This window comes from Sporosarcina sp. (assembly GCF_029257255.1).
Lineage (GTDB): Bacteria > Bacillota > Bacilli > Bacillales_A > Planococcaceae > Sporosarcina.
In genome coordinates this window covers 62,653-79,128 of sequence record NZ_JARICI010000018.1, presented here as the reverse complement: position 1 = coordinate 79,128, position 16,476 = coordinate 62,653, and the positions used below count along the sequence as shown (strand labels likewise).

13 protein-coding genes are annotated in these 16,476 nt (G+C 43.6%); 2 read left to right on the top strand and 11 right to left on the bottom strand.

From position 1 onward, the window contains the following. Positions 1-50 precede the first annotated feature (50 nt). From Q1J64_RS04635 to Q1J64_RS16655, 3 genes are all read right to left on the bottom strand, one after another. The gene (locus Q1J64_RS04635) at positions 51-1,478 is read right to left on the bottom strand and encodes a carbon starvation CstA family protein (protein WP_301107911.1); all 1,428 of its coding nucleotides are present in this window, start codon (positions 1,476-1,478) and stop codon (positions 51-53) included. A 237-nt stretch (positions 1,479-1,715) separates the two neighbouring features. Next, the gene (gene ligD, locus Q1J64_RS04630) at positions 1,716-3,266 is read right to left on the bottom strand and encodes a DNA ligase D (protein WP_367183429.1); all 1,551 of its coding nucleotides are present in this window, start codon (positions 3,264-3,266) and stop codon (positions 1,716-1,718) included. A 17-nt stretch (positions 3,267-3,283) separates the two neighbouring features. Further along, on the bottom strand, positions 3,284-3,547 hold the full coding sequence (locus tag Q1J64_RS16655; protein ID WP_367183430.1) for an ATP-dependent DNA ligase: 264 nt from the start codon (positions 3,545-3,547) through the stop codon (positions 3,284-3,286). A 97-nt stretch (positions 3,548-3,644) separates the two neighbouring features. Between Q1J64_RS16655 and ku the strand changes: the two genes are divergently transcribed. Continuing rightward, a complete protein-coding gene (gene ku, locus Q1J64_RS04625; RefSeq protein WP_301107910.1) occupies positions 3,645-4,466 on the top strand; it encodes a non-homologous end joining protein Ku in 822 nt (273 codons plus the stop codon). A gap of 50 nt (positions 4,467-4,516) precedes the next feature. On the opposite strand, the gene Q1J64_RS04620 is transcribed toward ku, so the two are convergent. The 3 genes from Q1J64_RS04620 to Q1J64_RS04610 all read right to left on the bottom strand — a co-directional run bounded on the left by Q1J64_RS04620 (position 4,517) and on the right by Q1J64_RS04610 (position 8,849). Beyond that, positions 4,517-7,162, bottom strand: coding sequence for an MMPL family transporter (locus Q1J64_RS04620; protein ID WP_301107909.1), 2,646 nt, complete (start codon positions 7,160-7,162; stop codon positions 4,517-4,519). A gap of 3 nt (positions 7,163-7,165) precedes the next feature. Beyond that, positions 7,166-7,612 (bottom strand): MarR family winged helix-turn-helix transcriptional regulator, encoded by a 447-nt coding sequence (locus Q1J64_RS04615; RefSeq protein ID WP_301107908.1) that lies wholly within the window; start codon positions 7,610-7,612, stop codon positions 7,166-7,168. Positions 7,613-7,868: 256 nt separating this feature from the next. Further along, entirely contained in the window at positions 7,869-8,849 is a 981-nt protein-coding gene (locus Q1J64_RS04610; RefSeq protein WP_301107932.1) for a YeiH family protein, read from the bottom strand. Positions 8,850-9,016: 167 nt separating this feature from the next. Here Q1J64_RS04610 and Q1J64_RS04605 point away from each other — a divergent pair, with 167 nt between their 5' ends. Beyond that, positions 9,017-9,940: a LysR family transcriptional regulator gene (locus Q1J64_RS04605; protein WP_301107931.1), complete on the top strand. Its 924-nt coding sequence runs from the start codon at positions 9,017-9,019 to the stop codon at positions 9,938-9,940. A 22-nt stretch (positions 9,941-9,962) separates the two neighbouring features. Here the strand turns inward: Q1J64_RS04605 and Q1J64_RS04600 are convergent, their stop codons facing one another. From Q1J64_RS04600 to Q1J64_RS04580, 5 genes are all read right to left on the bottom strand, one after another. Next, positions 9,963-11,780 carry a cation:proton antiporter gene (locus Q1J64_RS04600; protein ID WP_301107907.1) on the bottom strand — a complete coding sequence of 606 codons (1,818 nt, stop codon included), beginning with the start codon at positions 11,778-11,780 and terminating at the stop codon, positions 9,963-9,965. Positions 11,781-11,933: 153 nt separating this feature from the next. Beyond that, the gene (locus tag Q1J64_RS04595) at positions 11,934-13,241 is read right to left on the bottom strand and encodes a globin-coupled sensor protein (RefSeq protein ID WP_301107906.1); all 1,308 of its coding nucleotides are present in this window, start codon (positions 13,239-13,241) and stop codon (positions 11,934-11,936) included. Positions 13,242-13,529: 288 nt separating this feature from the next. Beyond that, positions 13,530-15,131 carry a BCCT family transporter gene (locus Q1J64_RS04590; protein ID WP_301107905.1) on the bottom strand — a complete coding sequence of 534 codons (1,602 nt, stop codon included), beginning with the start codon at positions 15,129-15,131 and terminating at the stop codon, positions 13,530-13,532. Between the two features lie 58 nt (positions 15,132-15,189). Beyond that, on the bottom strand, positions 15,190-15,633 hold the full coding sequence (locus tag Q1J64_RS04585; protein WP_301107904.1) for a RidA family protein: 444 nt from the start codon (positions 15,631-15,633) through the stop codon (positions 15,190-15,192). Positions 15,634-15,652: 19 nt separating this feature from the next. After that, entirely contained in the window at positions 15,653-16,387 is a 735-nt protein-coding gene (locus Q1J64_RS04580; protein ID WP_301107903.1) for an IclR family transcriptional regulator, read from the bottom strand. Positions 16,388-16,476: the final 89 nt, after the last annotated feature.

Below are 16,476 nucleotides of genomic sequence, written 5' to 3'. Positions count from 1 at the left end.
CAATAAAAAAAGGGCTGCCCGCGAAATTTCCGGTCAGCCCTCTTCTCATTTTATGCAACATCTACTAATGTACGTTGCTGTTTAGCTTGGAAGACTTTCAATGCATAGAATACGCCAATCCCTCCTGAGACGACAATTCCTGTTCCTACGGATAGTCCGTAACCTAAGTGAAGGCCTTCTGGTGCATACATCCAATACGTAACAACGACTGCAGTCATAAAGAGTGCAGGGATTCCTGCAATCCAATGGGCTTTGTTTTCTCTCAGTAAATAAGAAGTAGCTGTCCACAGCATAACCGCGGCAACTAACTGATTAGTACCGCCCACATAGCGCCATAAGAATGAATAATCAATTGTTGACAAGTAAAACATGGGAACACCTAATAACAGCGTGACAACTAGAATGACCCACCTTTTATTCGGGTCCCACCACTTCGATGTGGCCTCCATGAAGATCATCCTTGCAGAACGGAGTGCCGTATCGCCCGTTGTAATAGGTAAAATAATGACACCCAATATAGCCAATAATCCGCCGAATGAACCTAGCAGTGTACTGGAAATTTCATTCACCGCTCCAGCTGGACCGCCTGCAGCCAAAGCAGCCTGTAAGCCCGACGTGCTGCCGAAAAACGTCATTCCTGCCGCAGCCCAAACCATTGCAATGACCCCTTCTGCAATCATCGCACCGTAAAAAACTTTACGGCCTTCCGATTCCTTCTTCATTGTTCTTGAAACAATTGGGCTTTGTGTGCAATGGAAACCGGAGATTGCTCCACATGAAATGGTCACCATCAAGAGTGGCCAAATCGGTAATTCACCAGGATGCAAGTTCTGCATTGTCAAATTCGGTATTTTCTCTGGGCCGAACAGTAAAGCGACACCAATCCCCACAGCCATTATAATCAACACAATGCCAAACACCGGATACAGTCGTCCGATAATTTTATTGATTGGTAAAATAGCAGCTAACACAAAGTATCCAAAAATCAGAATAAGTGAGACCATGAATGTCAATGGCGTGATGGAAGATATGAGCTGTGCCGGTCCTGCTGTAAAAGCCGCCGCTACTAGCACCATCAGCACTACTGAAATCACATTTATAAATCGTCGGGCAATATCACCTAAATATTCCCCCACTATTTTAGGGAATTGTGCACCTCCGTGCTTCAAAGACAACATTCCCGAAAAATAGTCATGAACTGCACCGGCAAAAATACTGCCGAACACGATCCAAATAAACGCCACTGGACCATATAACGCTCCAGCAATCGCTCCGAAAATCGGCCCTAATCCAGCGATATTCAATAATTGGATAAGCCAGCCTCTCCACCAGCTCATCGGTACGTAATCCATACCATCTGCTTTCGTATAGGCAGGTGTTTTTCGTGAATCGTCAATAACGAAAACGCGTTCAACCACTTTTGAATATACTAAATACCCTACGATTAGCAAGACGATGGATGATAAAAATGTAAGCATAGAACCCCTTCTTTCTCGTCTTCTGTTCTATAAGTTTATGTGACTGACAAACAGTCAGATAAATCGTGAATTCAGTATATAATAGTTTGAAAATTATATCAAGACAGATTTTTAACAATATATAAATTACTATAGATCTTTACTAAAATATTTCCTTGACAGTGTACTAAGCATTTTGGGATTTGCGCTTCAGACAGTACGCTTTCCGAAGGACCTGTGATGAGCCAAGCGAGTAGCTCACATCAACCCCTTTAATTTTTGTAATACCTCACGAAATGGCTGCCGCTCTCCTTCCTCTCTAAAATTCCTGAACAAATCACCGGTTGTTTCTAATCGTTCTAAAACAGAGTTGATTGAAAACAGGCTTGGCTTTAATGACTGATTGACTTCATCCCAATGAAGCGGGGTCGCAACTAATGCGTCTTGATTTCCTCTTGGTGAATAAGGGGCGATTATCGTTTTACCTTCGTGATGCTGTACATAATCTAAATACAATTTCTTTCCTCTGTTTTTCTTCATCCGCTCCGTTGTGAACCACTGAGGCTCTTGTTCACATAGAAAATCACAAATAAACTTTGTAAACACACGGGTATCGTCATAACTGAACTGATCGTACGGTAATGGAATGTATAGCTGGAGCCCCTTATTTCCCGACGTTTTGACAAATGCACGTAATTGAAATTGATCAAATATTGCTTTCATCCGCACTGCCGCTTCCACTGCCAATGAAAAGTATTCAACAGAAGGCGGATCTAAATCAAAAACAATTTCTGTTGGGTACTCAGTCTGGACTGTCTGGAACGGGATATGAAATTCCAACGCAAGCTGATTACCCAGCCACAGCAACGTTTCGATATTATTGCACACAATATAATCTATTTCGTCGTTCTGAACTATCTGTACAAATGACGGAGTGTAATCTGGTGCGTTCTTTTGAAAGAAACGCTCATCTGATACCGTTCCATGCGGAAAACGAATGACCGTCAGCAACCGGTCGCGTAAAAAAGGAAGTAGATAAGGCGCGGCCCGCTGGAGATACACTACATAATCGTTTTTTGTGATTTCAGGGTGCTTCCATAGCAATTTTTCCGGGTGAGTCACTTCAACTTTTTCCAGCGGAGACTGATAGAGCTCACGATACATTCGCTGCCAAGTACAATCTACAGGTTGCACATCAAAAGCAAACGACTCGAAACGAGGTTCTCTTAGATGCTTTCCATCAAAATCAATGCATTTGATCACCACACAAATAGAAGGCTCCATTCCCCATTGAGTACTTTCGCCTGTTCGTTTTCCATTGGAATAAAAAAAGCTTTGAAGAGTATCCTCTTCTTCCTCCGATAAACCATGACGAAACGTGACCACTTCCATCAACTGCTCTTCTCGATATACAGCACCGGTAAAAAAACCATTCTGCTTATCAAACGAAGTAAGAACCACATGAATTCTTCGCCAATTTTTGTACTTCATCCATTGGTCTGTCCGCTTGCCTTCCAACCATTTACTCGTTCTTTTTTTCGCAATCACCCCTTCTCCGCCTGCCAATAAAACCTGATCCCAACATTCATCCGCCTCGTCAAACACGAGGATCGCCTGTATCTTAGCCGGATGCCTGTATTTCACTTCCACAGGCAATCGCTGCTGTGCAAAAAGCTTGTTCAGCTCCTTTTTACGCTGTTCATATGTTTTCTCCGTCAACTTTTTTCCTGCATGCTTCAGTAAATCAAACACAATATAATTACAAGGAAATGATTGTACATGCTGCTGAATGACTTCTAAATTACGCATTCGTCCTCTCGTTTGTACTATGCGAAATTCACTTCTGTATCATTCAGCAAATGAACAATCTCTCCATCCAAAAGCAAAGGCAAATGTGGAGAAACGTTTTCGCGAATGGATTCACAAAACTCCATGATTTCAGGAAAACGATCATTCAGAATTCGTTCATTCCGGCTATATATAAGAATTTCTGTCTCCGTCCAATGAAGTAGACACCGAAATCCATCGTATTTAACTTCATACAACCAATCGCTGCCCTCGGGTAATTCGGTTATTTCCGTCAGTAACATCGGTTTCAAAGTTGCTCACTCCTTTTTGATATATGTATAGGATGAACGTAAATTTCCATACTACCCTCAAAGAATTATTTTGAAGGAGGTTCGCGCCATGCATACCGTCTGGAAAGGCAGCATCAGCTTTGGACTGGTAAATATCCCAATCAAACTCCATGCTGCCACAGATAATAACGACATCAAACTGCGTCAATTACACAAAGAATGTAACTCTCCTATTAACTATAAAAAAGTGTGTCCAATCTGCGATAAAGAAGTAGATGGTGAAGAACTGGTAAAAGCCTATGAATACTCAAAAAACAAATTTGTCGTTTTAGATGCAGATGATCTTGAAAAACTAAAGAAAGAAAATGAAGATAAAGCAGTGGAAATCGTAGACTTCGTGAAGTTGGAAGAAATTGATCCTATTTATTTTGAGAAAAGCTATTTTATAGCGCCTGATGCCAATGGAGGAAAAGCCTACGCTCTCCTTAGAAAAGCGCTGCAAGAATCCGGCAAGATTGGAGTCGCTAAAATTATCATCCGTTCCAAAGAACAGTTGGCGGTCGTTCGTGTCTATCAAGACTCGCTGTTAATGGAAACGATTCACTTTCCTGACGAAGTTCGAAGTATCCAGGACGTCCCGAATATCCCTGGCGAAGATCTGGTCGTAAAAAAAGAACTGGATACGGCTTTATTACTGGTAGATCAACTGACAACGACTTTTGAACCCACTAAATACACAGATGATTACCGAAACGCCTTAATGGAACTCATCGAAGCAAAAAAATCTGGGAACGACACCGTTTCCGCAAGCGAAAAACGGACAGCCCCTTCAAATGTCACAGATTTGATGACGGCTTTGCAGGCATCCCTGGACAGAACTCAGAAAAAACCGGCTCCGCGAAAAAGAGCCGCTGCAAAGAAAAGAGCATAACAATAAGGCCGTCCGGGAATCTCTCCGGACGGCCTTGTTTATTAATGATGTTACCCTCTGAACGGCCACCAAACACCCTTGCCGAATGAAATCGTAATCGCCGGAATCAACAGCGGCAAGATAATCAAACCGTACAGCAGTAATCCCGAAATAACAATTGTCGCAATCTGCACTAGACTCAATACACCCGAAGGCATCATAGCCCCAAACGTACCGGCCAAAATGACTGCCGCTGTAATAATGACCGTACCCATCTTCGCCATTGAACGCATCAGCGCTTCCTTCACTTTCAGACCACTGATGCTCTCTTCGCGGAACCGGTCCAGCAGGAAGATCGAATAATCTACCCCGAGTGCAATCAGCATGATGAAACCAAAGAATGGAACCGCCCAGCTGATACCGTCATAGCCAAGCCCATTGACGAAAATCAGCTCTGTAATTGAAATGGCTGTGTAATATGTCAACAGCAGCGAACCAATCATATAAAGTGGCATGATAGCCGAACGGAATAAGATGAACAATACGATGAATAAACCAACAAGCATGATTGTTACAGTTCGTGTAAAATCAGCCGATGAAATATCATGTAAATCTGAGTTCATACTTGAAATACCGTTGAATGCGAGTTCCGCATCTTCAAACGGCGTATCGATTACCGATCGTTTTACCGTATCTTTAATATCATGTACCGTAGAAATCGCATCACGCGAATACGGATTCTCTGTTAGAATCACTTCCATCAGAATCCCTGTTTCATCGTCAAATGTATAACGATCAATCACTGGTTTAAATTCTTTATTGTCCAGCGTGCCTGCAGGGATAAATAATCCCGTATCGCGTACGCTTTTCGTATCACCCATATCATTCAGCATGTCGGACAACTCTTTCAAGCCTTTACCTACTTCATTCAGACCTTCATTAGCAGCTTTCACTCCGCCGGACAATTCCTTCAGACCTCCGCTGAGTGCGCCAATCTGCGAACCGCTTTGGTCGATTTGTGAAGCTGCGCCTGCAATGCCGTTACCTACTTTACTTAATTCAGCACTGAGTGCGTTCAGTCCGCCAGCTGCTTGTGCGGCAGGCATTCCCTGTTGAAGTCCACCCGCAATTTGTGTCAGTTGGCCGTTGATCTGCTTAATACCGTTCGCAGCTTGGCGCAATCCATCGCCGCCTGCAGATCCTGCCGGCAGCTGTCCGGTGATTTGATTCAGACCACCCTGAACACCGACGAGACCTTTATTGATTTCATCCAGTCCGTCAGTCGCTTCATTCAGTCCTTCAGCCATCAAAGCAATTTGATGGTCGACATAAAGATCCTCAAGCAATTCACCTGTCGGACGTGTCACAGTACGGACGCTCTTCACACCTTCCACTTTTTCCAAATCACGTGCGATCGCTTCAAGATACGTCACGTCGCCTTCTTTAACAATCGGCAAATCTTTCTTCAGCAACACTTGAACCGGCAATGAATCTCCCTCGCCAAATGCGTCGGAAATGAGGTTCAATCCTTTTACGGAATCCTTGCTACTGTCGATTTCATCCACTGTATTGAATGATAGGTCATTGTCATACGTCAATAACAACGGAATCGTAATCACAGCTACAATCAGCATCGAAACGAGCGGGCGCATAACAGAAACTTTACTGAATGCAATCCACAATTTACTATCTTTATGAGATGCGGCCCCTTTAGACGGCCAGAACAATTTGTCTTTTAACAACGCCATTAATAACGGTACAATCGTGTAGAGAATGACCATTAATACCGCAATACCCACAGCTACCGCCACTGCCGACTTGAAGATCGGGAAGTCCGCAAAACCTATAGCCGCGAATCCGATAAAAACGGCAAGCGCACTGATGAACAGCGTGCGTCCGGCAGTTTTATACGTATTGATAATCGCTTCTTCCACTTCATGTCCTTCAAGCAATTCTTCTTTATAACGACTTAACAGCAAGATACAGTAATCCGTACCTAATCCGAATAAAATGGCCACAAGGAATATCTGCGTATAGTTGGATACCGGGAACCCGAACCAGTCTATGAAGAATGCTACGAGTGACTGGCTGAGCAAATACGTAATCCCAACCGCCACTAACGGAACGAACGGTGTAACAATCGAACGGAATACGATCAACAATAAAGCGAAGATCAAGACGACTGTGATGACTTCTGTCTTTTTCAATCCCTCTTGCGCACTTTCATTGACGTCATCATTAATGATTGCTTCGCCAGTCAGGTAGATTTTTTCACCTGTAGGCAATATTTCTTCTTTGATTTGCTTTGCCAGTTGTATAATTTCTTCTTGTGTTCCGTCGACAGTAATCGGCAGCAAGACTGTCTTCTTATCTTCAGACACAAGCTGAGTTTCTAACTCTTCACTTTCAAACGGATCGAGTACATCCGTTACGATCTTGCTGAGTTCTTTAATTTCTTTGGCAGTGGCGGAGATTTCTTTCTTCTTCGCTTTATCTGCCGCCTTTTCAAGTGGATACACGAGCGAGATCGTCTCTTCCGCTTCTCCTGCTTTCTCCAGCATTTCCGCCGCTTTCTGTGAGTCTGCCGAATCCAGAAGCTGGAACGATCCGGCATCCTCTGCCTGCTTCGCCAGATCTGGAGCAAGCAGGAATAGGACAACTGTTAATAGGACGAGACCAATCGCAATCGGCCATTTCAATTTTAAGACGGTTTTCAAACGTTACATCTCCTTCATTAATAAAATCGTTTTGAGCTTACGGAATGTCTCGATAAATTGTTCTAGTTCCTGCTCATCAATACGGTCTTTGAAAATCTTTTCAACATTTTCATAGACCGCTTCATTTGAAATTGACAGCACTTCTTTTCCTTTTGCCGTCAATGAAATACGATTGCTGCGCTGGTCATTCGGATCTTTCTCCGATTGAACCAGTTCCTTCTCGACCAATTTTTTCAGCCTTGTAGAAATCGCACTTTTATGTACACCTTGTATTTCCGCAAGCTTGCCGCTGGATAGATCCCCATAGGTTGATAGAATCTTCAGGACTTGTATTTGCTCCGGCGAATACTCTTTCCATATAGGTACGTCAAGGTTCTTGACGACATGCTCTGTACCGTAAATAATAACTTCCTCAAATAATTCCACTGCTTCTTGAAGCTGCTCTTTCAAAATAGTCCACCCCCTAAACCAATAATAGTAGTTTAGGGGGTGGACTAATAAAAGTCAACTATAAAATTTAATAAATACTGAAAAACAATCCAGTGTACCGGAGTGGAAGGCAACCTAATTACGCCCCGTCAAAGTGCCTTAATTTCTGAGAGACACAGAAATTAAGGCACATCGAATCCTTCGCTGTTCGCTCGGCTCACCGAGGGGCCTCCGGAACGCATCCGCCTGCAACGCAGGGAAACGGTATTCTTATTCATTACACAATAAAATACACAATAACTGACAGCAAAATAGATGTAACTGTCATCGCAGCCAGCGGGCGCATTGCACGATCACGCACATCGCGGAGGCTGACATTCAGACCTAATCCGACCATCGCTGCGGTTAACAACCATGTAGTCAATGTGAAAACACCCTCCATCACATTGTCTGAAACCGGAATAGAATGGCCGAAAACGTAACTTCCAAGCACACTTAACATAATAAAGCCTACTAAGAACCATGGGAACTCTATTTTCGCATCCGTTTCTTCGGTTCCCTTACTCTTCCGTTTCATCAAATAGATAAAGATGAAACATACCGGCACTAATAGGAATACCCGTCCAAGTTTCGCTAGCAACGCGATAGCCAGCCCGTCTTCTCCAGCCGGTGCTCCTGCCAGCGCAACATGCGCCACTTCATGCAGACTGATACCCGCCCACATACCGTATTGAATGGAATCCAGCGGCAATATCGGTCGTAAAATGGTATAGCCAATCGCGAAGATAGTACCCATCAGCGCAATAATGCCGACACCGATTGCCGTATCTTCCTCTTTTGCTTTAACAATCGGCGCAACTGCTGCGATTGCCGCCGCGCCGCAAATTCCCGTTCCCACGCCAAGCAATAAGGAAATGTCTTTATCTGCTTTAAATACTTTTGCGAGCCAGATCGTCATGAAGATGGCGAAAATAACGACACCCGCGTCTCTAGCCAATAGACCCAGCCCATCACTCAACACGGTATCGATATTCAATTTTAAACCGTATAAAATAATAGCCGTTCGAAGCAGGCGCTTGGATGAAAATGCGATTCCGCTTCTGATTGCTTCTGGATAACCAAAAAAATGCCGGTACGCGACCGCAATAATGATGGCACATGCCAACTGCCCGATATGGTCAAAACCAGGTACTTTTGCTAATAAAAATCCTAAAAATGCAATAAGAAATGTAAAAGCGATTCCACCAATCCAAGACATCCATTTAGACGGCTGTTTTGGTGTTTGCTGTGTTGGAGCCACATTTTTAGAAGTCATGATGACAACACCTCCTGTTTTCAGTATAAGGAAATACTGGCTATAAGAAAAATAACTATTTATAATAGGGATGATAAGTAAAAGCCATACATATAAAGGGGTGCGTTCCTATCGATCAGCAACTACAAGTCTTCATCGCAGTAGCCGAACGCAAAAACTTCTCGAGAGCTGCGGAAGAGCTTCATATGACACAGCCTGCAGTCAGTCAATATATCCGTTCATTCGAGGAAACGATTGGCGTCCGGCTGCTCGAACGCACGAATAAATATGTACGACTCAACCAAGCAGGCGAAATCGTCTACCATCATGCCAAAGAAATTGTCGGCCTTTATTCGAAAATGCAGAACTTGGTCGATGATCTGGCGAATAAAGCGAGCGGACCACTGGCAATCGGTGCGAGCTATACATTCGGTGAATATGTTCTACCGCATATCCTGTCCAAACTCGCAGAAGACTATCCTTCGGTCGAGCCGAAAGTTACAATTGGCAACACGGCAGAAATTGCAGAACTCGTCATTAGCCATCAGCTTGATATCGGATTAATTGAAGGTCATTTTAAAGAAGCTGTGCCGCTGCAAAATGAAATCTTTGCCGAAGATGCGATGTATATCGTCGTGCCTCCCAATCATCCGCTTGTCAGTCAAGATAGACGAATTTCCCTTGACGAACTGGCAAATGATCTGTGGCTCCTTCGTGAAGAAGGTTCCGGCACTCGTGAAGCTGCCGAGAAATTCTTTAATCAATCAGGGTTTTGGCCATCCCGTATCATGCAGTTCAGCAGTACACAACCTATCAAAGAATGCGTGGAAGCCGGGCTTGGTATCAGTCTGCTTTCACAGTGGGCGATTCAAAAAGAACTGCAGCATCATGAACTGCAGACATTGTCTGTCAAAGGCACTCCATTCAAACGCCATTTTTCCATCGTCACCAATTCCCCTTTTCAAACAAAAGCACTGCAGGTGTTTATCGACTTACTAAAAAACAGTGAAGAACTAACAGACTTAACGCAAAAAAATACCGCTAACAACTCCTAATCGTGTCAGCGGTATTCTATATTTAGACATTTGCAGGCACACCCGACTTCAATTTCAGGACGACCAGTTGATCACCGGAATCCAATGAAATTTTCTTTTGTAATGTCGAAAATACAAGCGTATCATTCTTTTTCTTGACGAATAAAGGGGTAGCTGTTTCCGGTAGAATATCTTTAAATACCAAATCGGTATCCGTGCCTTCCCAGCTGAATAATCCAATTTCATAATCTGTATTGATTTTACGGTTTAATTCTGGGAACGTCGCATCTTCCTGAAACAATAGGTGCGCTTTAAGAGAAATGGGCAGCTCCGATTTGCTCATCTGATGACTCGACGCGGCAGTCAAGGAGAAGGTGTTATTGTAACCGAATTCCGGCGCAAACGATTGCGTGATGAGCGCATTATAGGAAGCGTCTCCTGTCATTGACAGAATGGTATCATATGGTGCTAAGTCAATTGAGAAACGTGACCGCTCTGACAGTATCTGCCCTTCGAATGTGTCAATTCCCTTTTCAATCGCGGGACGCAGACGGCCTTGTGATGGATCGACAATTAACACTGGAATATTCATTTCCTTAAGTTGTGCAGCTAAACTGATGGAAAAGCTGCTCGCGCCTACAATCAGCACGCCCGGCGGTTCATTGCTCGCTAAATTAAGTTTTTTAGCAAGCGGGCCGAGGGTGAAACCATGCGCACATACAGTGATGAACACAAGCGCAAAGGTCAGTGCAGTAAGTAAGGAAGCTTCTTCATAGCCATCCTCCGCGAGCGTTGCGGCAAAGTAACCCGCAACTGTCAAAGCTACGATTCCACGTGGGGCGATCCATCCAATCAGCAATTTCTCCCGCCACACCAGTTCCGTTCCGATAGTGGACAGCCAGATGGATAAAGGTCTGACAACAAATAGCATGACAATAACGAAACCGATGATCGGCAGCGTGAAAATCTGCGCAATCGTTTCGCGGGCCAGTGATGCTGTTAATAATATAAAGACAGTTGAAGTCAACATGACCGAAACGTTTTCAACAAAGTGACCGACGTTACCGATCGATGAAACGTAGCGCTTCGTACGTCCAAGCACAAGTCCCATGACCGTTACGGCAAGCATCCCTGTTTCATGCATAATGACTTCCGCCATCGTAAAGCATAGCAGTACAAACGCTAGTATGACAGGCGATTTCAGGTATTCAGGAAACTGTCCTCTGCTGGCCATAATGCTGATCAGCGAACCCATTATCACGCCAAGTACGACAGCAAGTGCCGCGCCACCAAAGAAGTTCAGTAAGTAATTCATGGATAAATGCTCGTTCGTCAATACTTTAATGACTTCGTAGGCAAAGAGTGCAAGCAGCGGGCCCGCAGGATCGACGATGATGCCTTCCCACTTCAACACCGCTGCGGTTCGGGCTTTTAATTTAGCATTCCGCAGCAACGGAATAATGACGGTCGGTCCGGTGACAACAAACAGTCCCCCGATAATGAATGACACTTCCCACGTCAGTCCCGCGATGAAGTGTGCAGTGAGTGAACCGAAAATCCACGCCAGAAATGCACCGAGCGTGACAACCCGGAAGACCGACTTCGATATATCTTTAATTTCGCGGACATCCAAATTTGAACTGCCTTCAAATAAAATAATGGCAACAGCCAGTGAAATCAGTGGACTGTACAACTCGTCCAATGCAGCTTCGGGGTTTACGAGACCTAACAATGGACCAATTAGCAGACCGGCAATGGACATGATAAAAATAGAAGGCCATTGGATTTTCCACGCAAGCCATTGTGAAAATATACCGAGCGCCAAGATGGAAACCACGCTAATCAGTGCAATTTCTTGCATACACGCACCTACCTTTCAAACTCATTATTAGTTATTTTTTCAGTGTATCAAATCACAGGCAGGATGCATAACAGAATATGACAAAAAGCTGTACAATACGTCACCAAAGATGAGGTATTGTACAGCTTGTCCCAAGTTATTCTATCGGTAATCCTATAAATTCTCAGAAAGCTGCATTAAACCATCAGACGTGTGAGCGATGGTTTCTACTGCTTCGTTGATCTCCTGGAGAATTCTCACTGTATTTTCAATCGAAGTCTTTGAGTGCTCGCTTTGCTCTTTCATACCCGAAACAGCTTGGACTATTTCATTATATGAACTCGCGACTTGCTCATTTCCGCTCGCACTTTCCTGAATCAACTGTTCCATCTGCTTCACGGAGTTTGCCATATCACGTATAGTTGTATTCGTTTTTTCTGTCATAACGCTTACGTTGCTAATTGCTTTTTTTGTTTCGACAGATAAATTACGTACTTCTGTTGCAACTACTGCAAAACCTTTACCATGCTGACCCGCTCTAGCTGCCTCGATCGCTGCATTCAATGACAGTAGATTCGTCTGATCTGCAATTGAAGTAATCAGTGTGACAACTTCCCCGATTTGATCAGTGGAAGAATACAGATCTTCCATACGCTTCATCAGTTCTTTCATATGATCGACCATCTCTGAAAACTGCTTGGACTGCTGAGCCACTAGCTCTTTATTTTGAAATGAACTGCGTTCTGTATCGGTAATGAAGGATAAGTTATCAGCCGTCATTTGTTCAAGCACAGAAGACTTTGCCGAAAGTTCTTCTGTGGAAGCACTCGTCTGCTCACTAATCGCCGCCAGCTCCTGCGCTGTACCGCCAATCTTTTCTCTCACACTTGCTTTCGCTCGCTCCACTTTCAGCTGTTTTTCTTTATTTATATCTTCATAAGCTTCTAACACTAATTGCTGTTCTAAATTCAGAACGCGGAAAAACGCACGCAGTATTTTGAATTGCAGACCTTTTTCCATATTTGACTGCTCAATGAAAGTTAGGAATTCATCCTGAATCGTTTCAAATGCAGCTAAATACCATTTAGACTCAAGTCCTATATAGACGTGTATTTTCGCAATGGTTTTCCGCTGTTGCAGATAGTTATCGTCAATCACTCCATCGAACATCGATTGTAAGTGTTCCGTAAGCGATCCTTTTAAACGTTCCATACTGCTATATTCAGTAATGATTTTGCCTAAGTTAGGTTCTGCTTCCATTGCTTGATAAAATGCATCCACCATTATAGGTATCGCCGGTTTGACATAATGCTGTATTTGCAGAAGATATCCAAGATCTTCTTCCGTCAGATGAATCATCGCCAATTGTTTTTTCACAGAAGGATGATCGTTCAGTTGAATGCCCCCCCTAATCCCCCGAACATTAATAAAATCACTTGGTACTTCAGTCTCATTTCTATCCTTCTTTAAAAAAACAAACATGTCTTCTATCTCTCCTATTTCAAAATTCAATACTATATACAATTAACCAGTAAAATTTTAATACTATCATATACCAAATAATTTCACTACTATCGCCATCTTATTCATATAAAAAGAGACGGTTTTTCACCGTCTCTGCCTTCATGAAAGTTTGAATCGTTCTACAACATCTTGGAGTTCTTCAGCAATTTACACAATGTACCTTTAGACTTCATTAAAAGAAAGAGATTAGTAGTTATTTTCTCACAAAAAAACCTTGCCGTGAAGACAAGGTAACACTTAGTGCTCTCAGTTATTTTTTTCTATAGTAGCTGCAGTCGTATGCAAGCACTTTTTATTATCAGTTATTGTGTCTTGTCTAACTGAGATTTCATGTTCAAATTGTTCCGCATACATTAATTTTGCTGCTTTTGGTGCTGCCCAGAATGTCGGCAGTAACAGTAAAGAAACAGGAATTGCAGTAACTACGATGAAGGATTGAATTGCATTGATACCGCCTTCGCTGATCATCAGTAGAACAACTGCCACCGCGCCCATGATAACCGCCCAAAAGACACGCATAACTTTTGGCGGATGGCCATCACCTGTGATTGCGACCGAAATCGTATAAGCCATTGAATCTGCAGTCGTCACGACAAATAAAATCGTCACTAATAAAAATAATGGAGCAATTAATGAATTAAGCGGCAGCTGTTGTGTAATGGCTACCATCGCTGCCGGCATGCCAGCGGAATTCAATGCATCTGAAATCACTCCTGGCTGACCGAGCTCATAAAAGACCCCTGTACCGCCTACTACGGTAAACCAAAAAGCAGTGACAACAGGCGCAGTAATGGAAACAGCCAACACCAGTTCACGAATTGTCCGGCCGCGCGTGATCGTTGCGATAAAGATTGCCATCATCGGACCGTACCCTAAGAACCAGCCCCAGAAAAAGATTGTCCATGAACCAAGCCAAGCTGAATCGCCACGAAATGTGCTCATGGCGAAAAACTGCTGGATATGAATACCGCTTGCCGAAATAAAGGTATTTATAATAAAACCGCCAGGACCCAACAACAAAATGGCAACCATCAAAATTAGCGTGATGATGACATTCAAATTACTGAGGAATTGGATACCTTTACGCAAGCCTGTCACCGCGGAAATCATGGCCACGACAACGACACAGACGATAATAACGATTTGTGTCATCAAATTGTTTGGCACACCGTACAGCGCTTCCATTCCATAAGCTGCCTGCAAACCAAGGAAACCAATCGGGCCGATTGTTCCCGCGGCTACTGCTATAACCGAGAACGCATCAATAAAAGTACCAAACGCACTCTTTCGCATGATTTTTTCTCCAAGCAACGGATAAAGCAATGTACGAGGTTTCAGCGGCATTCCTTTTTGGTAATGCGCATACATCAAAACGATCGTTCCTAATGTCCCGAGAATTGACCATGCGAGAAAGCCCCAATGCAGATAAGACTGGGCGAACGCAGGAATAACTGCGCTCTCTGTTGCTGACTCTACCCCCGTGAATAAAGGTGGGCGGTCCAAGAAATGATACATAGGCTCCGCAGCAGCCCAAAACACACCACCCCCCGCAAGCAATGTCGTCATGATCATGGCAAGCCATTTAAAGTAGCCGACTTCCGGCTTCTCAACAGCGCCCAGCCGGATCTTGCCGTATTTTGAGAATGCCAGAAATAAAGCAATTAGAAACGTCCCAAGCAATAGTATTTGCCAAAAAGCCCCGAAATATTTTACAGAGAAAGCAAAGGATTGATTAACCAGATTCGAAACAAAATCTAAATTGATAAAGGAAGCGATAACAAATGCTACGAGTATCCCTCCACTGATTAGCAATACGGGGCGGTCCGTTTTCGATTCATATTTATTCAATGTCTAACCTCCTAATAAGCCATTTGTAAACGCTTACTTTTCCTACGAAGCGGAAGTCTTACTCCACTTCCACAATGACATCAATCTCTACCGCCGCGCCGCGTGGCAGCATCATACCGACAGCAGTCCGTGCGTGAGTTCCCACATCTTCTCCAAAGACTTCTACTAATAAATCGGAAGCACCGTTCATGACTTTGGCTTGGCCTGTGAAATCAAATGCCGTATTGATCATACCGAGCAGTTTGACGAACTTTTTCACCTTAGAAAGTTCGCCTACTTCCTCTTTAATAGTAGACAGCGCGAATAAAATTGCCTGTCTTGACGCTGCATACCCTTCTTCAATCGTCAATGTATCGCCAACTTTACCGATCACATCATACGAGAGAGAGCCTGATAAAAACAATAAGTTTCCTGTTCGCACGCAAGATATGTAATTCCCCCCTTTTGTCCGCTTCTCAGGAAGTTCCAAACCTAATTCTTTCAATTTATCTTCTGGTTTCATTTATGTCACCTTACTCTCATTATAATGATTGCGTAATTTCTTTTGTCGCATCCAGCAATGTTTCTATATATGGTTCCATTGTTTTACGGTTCCATCTAAAAAGCGGTCCCGAGATAGATAATGAACCCATTACACGATTTTTTTGATCGAATACAGGTGCAGACAGCGCTGCAACATTTGAAGTGATTTCTTCTTCATTGGTAGCGTAGCCTTGCGCTCTAGTTTCTTCTAGATTGTGTTCCAAATCCGTTCTTTCTTCAGGTGGCAGTGTTGCAAGAATCCGTTCTTGCAATTCAGCCGATTGAAATGCAAGAATCGCCCGTCCGCTTGCTCCGGCATGAATAGGTAGCCGCTTGCCGATCCCGACTGAGCGTCTGATTTCTTGCTGGCTTTCATACTCGAGTACACAGATTCGCATCTGGCCTGTCGGCATATAGAAGCCGACTGTTTCCCCTGTATCGTTCCGCAGTGACATCAACCACGGTTCAATGACCGGCGCGATCGGCATTTCTGTAAGGATTTTATTGGCATAGTCCAAAAAAACGGTGCCTAATGTGTAAAGTTTAGAGCGGGGATCTTGGAATACCATTCCTTCTAGTTTAAGTGTGGTCAGCAGCCTGTGGACAATCGTAGTTGAAAGTCCAAGTCCTTTGCTGATATCGCTGACGCCCTGAGGTCCGGACACTTCATTTAAGTAGTTAATAACGGATATGGCGCGTACGACAGTGGATGATACTTCTGGTGTTTTTTTCAATGTAATTGGCTCCCTACTATAATGAGTAATTACACTCAATTAGTCGTGGATTAGTATAGCATAATAAGAGTAGAGGAAAGGAAGGCTGT

Excerpts from the sequence above, each read along its gene's own strand:
- Q1J64_RS04635 (WP_301107911.1), bottom strand. The coding sequence starts at position 1,478 with ATGCTTACATTTTTATCATCCATCGTCTTGCTAATCGTAGGGTATTTA.
- ligD (WP_367183429.1), bottom strand. The coding sequence starts at position 3,266 with ATGCGTAATTTAGAAGTCATTCAGCAGCATGTACAATCATTTCCTTGT.
- Q1J64_RS16655 (WP_367183430.1), bottom strand. The coding sequence starts at position 3,547 with ATGTTACTGACGGAAATAACCGAATTACCCGAGGGCAGCGATTGGTTG.
- ku (WP_301107910.1), top strand. The coding sequence starts at position 3,645 with ATGCATACCGTCTGGAAAGGCAGCATCAGCTTTGGACTGGTAAATATC.
- Q1J64_RS04610 (WP_301107932.1), bottom strand. The coding sequence starts at position 8,849 with ATGTCTTGGATTGGTGGAATCGCTTTTACATTTCTTATTGCATTTTTA.
- Q1J64_RS04600 (WP_301107907.1), bottom strand. The coding sequence starts at position 11,780 with ATGCAAGAAATTGCACTGATTAGCGTGGTTTCCATCTTGGCGCTCGGT.
- Q1J64_RS04595 (WP_301107906.1), bottom strand. The coding sequence starts at position 13,241 with ATGTTTGTTTTTTTAAAGAAGGATAGAAATGAGACTGAAGTACCAAGT.
- Q1J64_RS04585 (WP_301107904.1), bottom strand. The coding sequence starts at position 15,633 with ATGAAACCAGAAGATAAATTGAAAGAATTAGGTTTGGAACTTCCTGAG.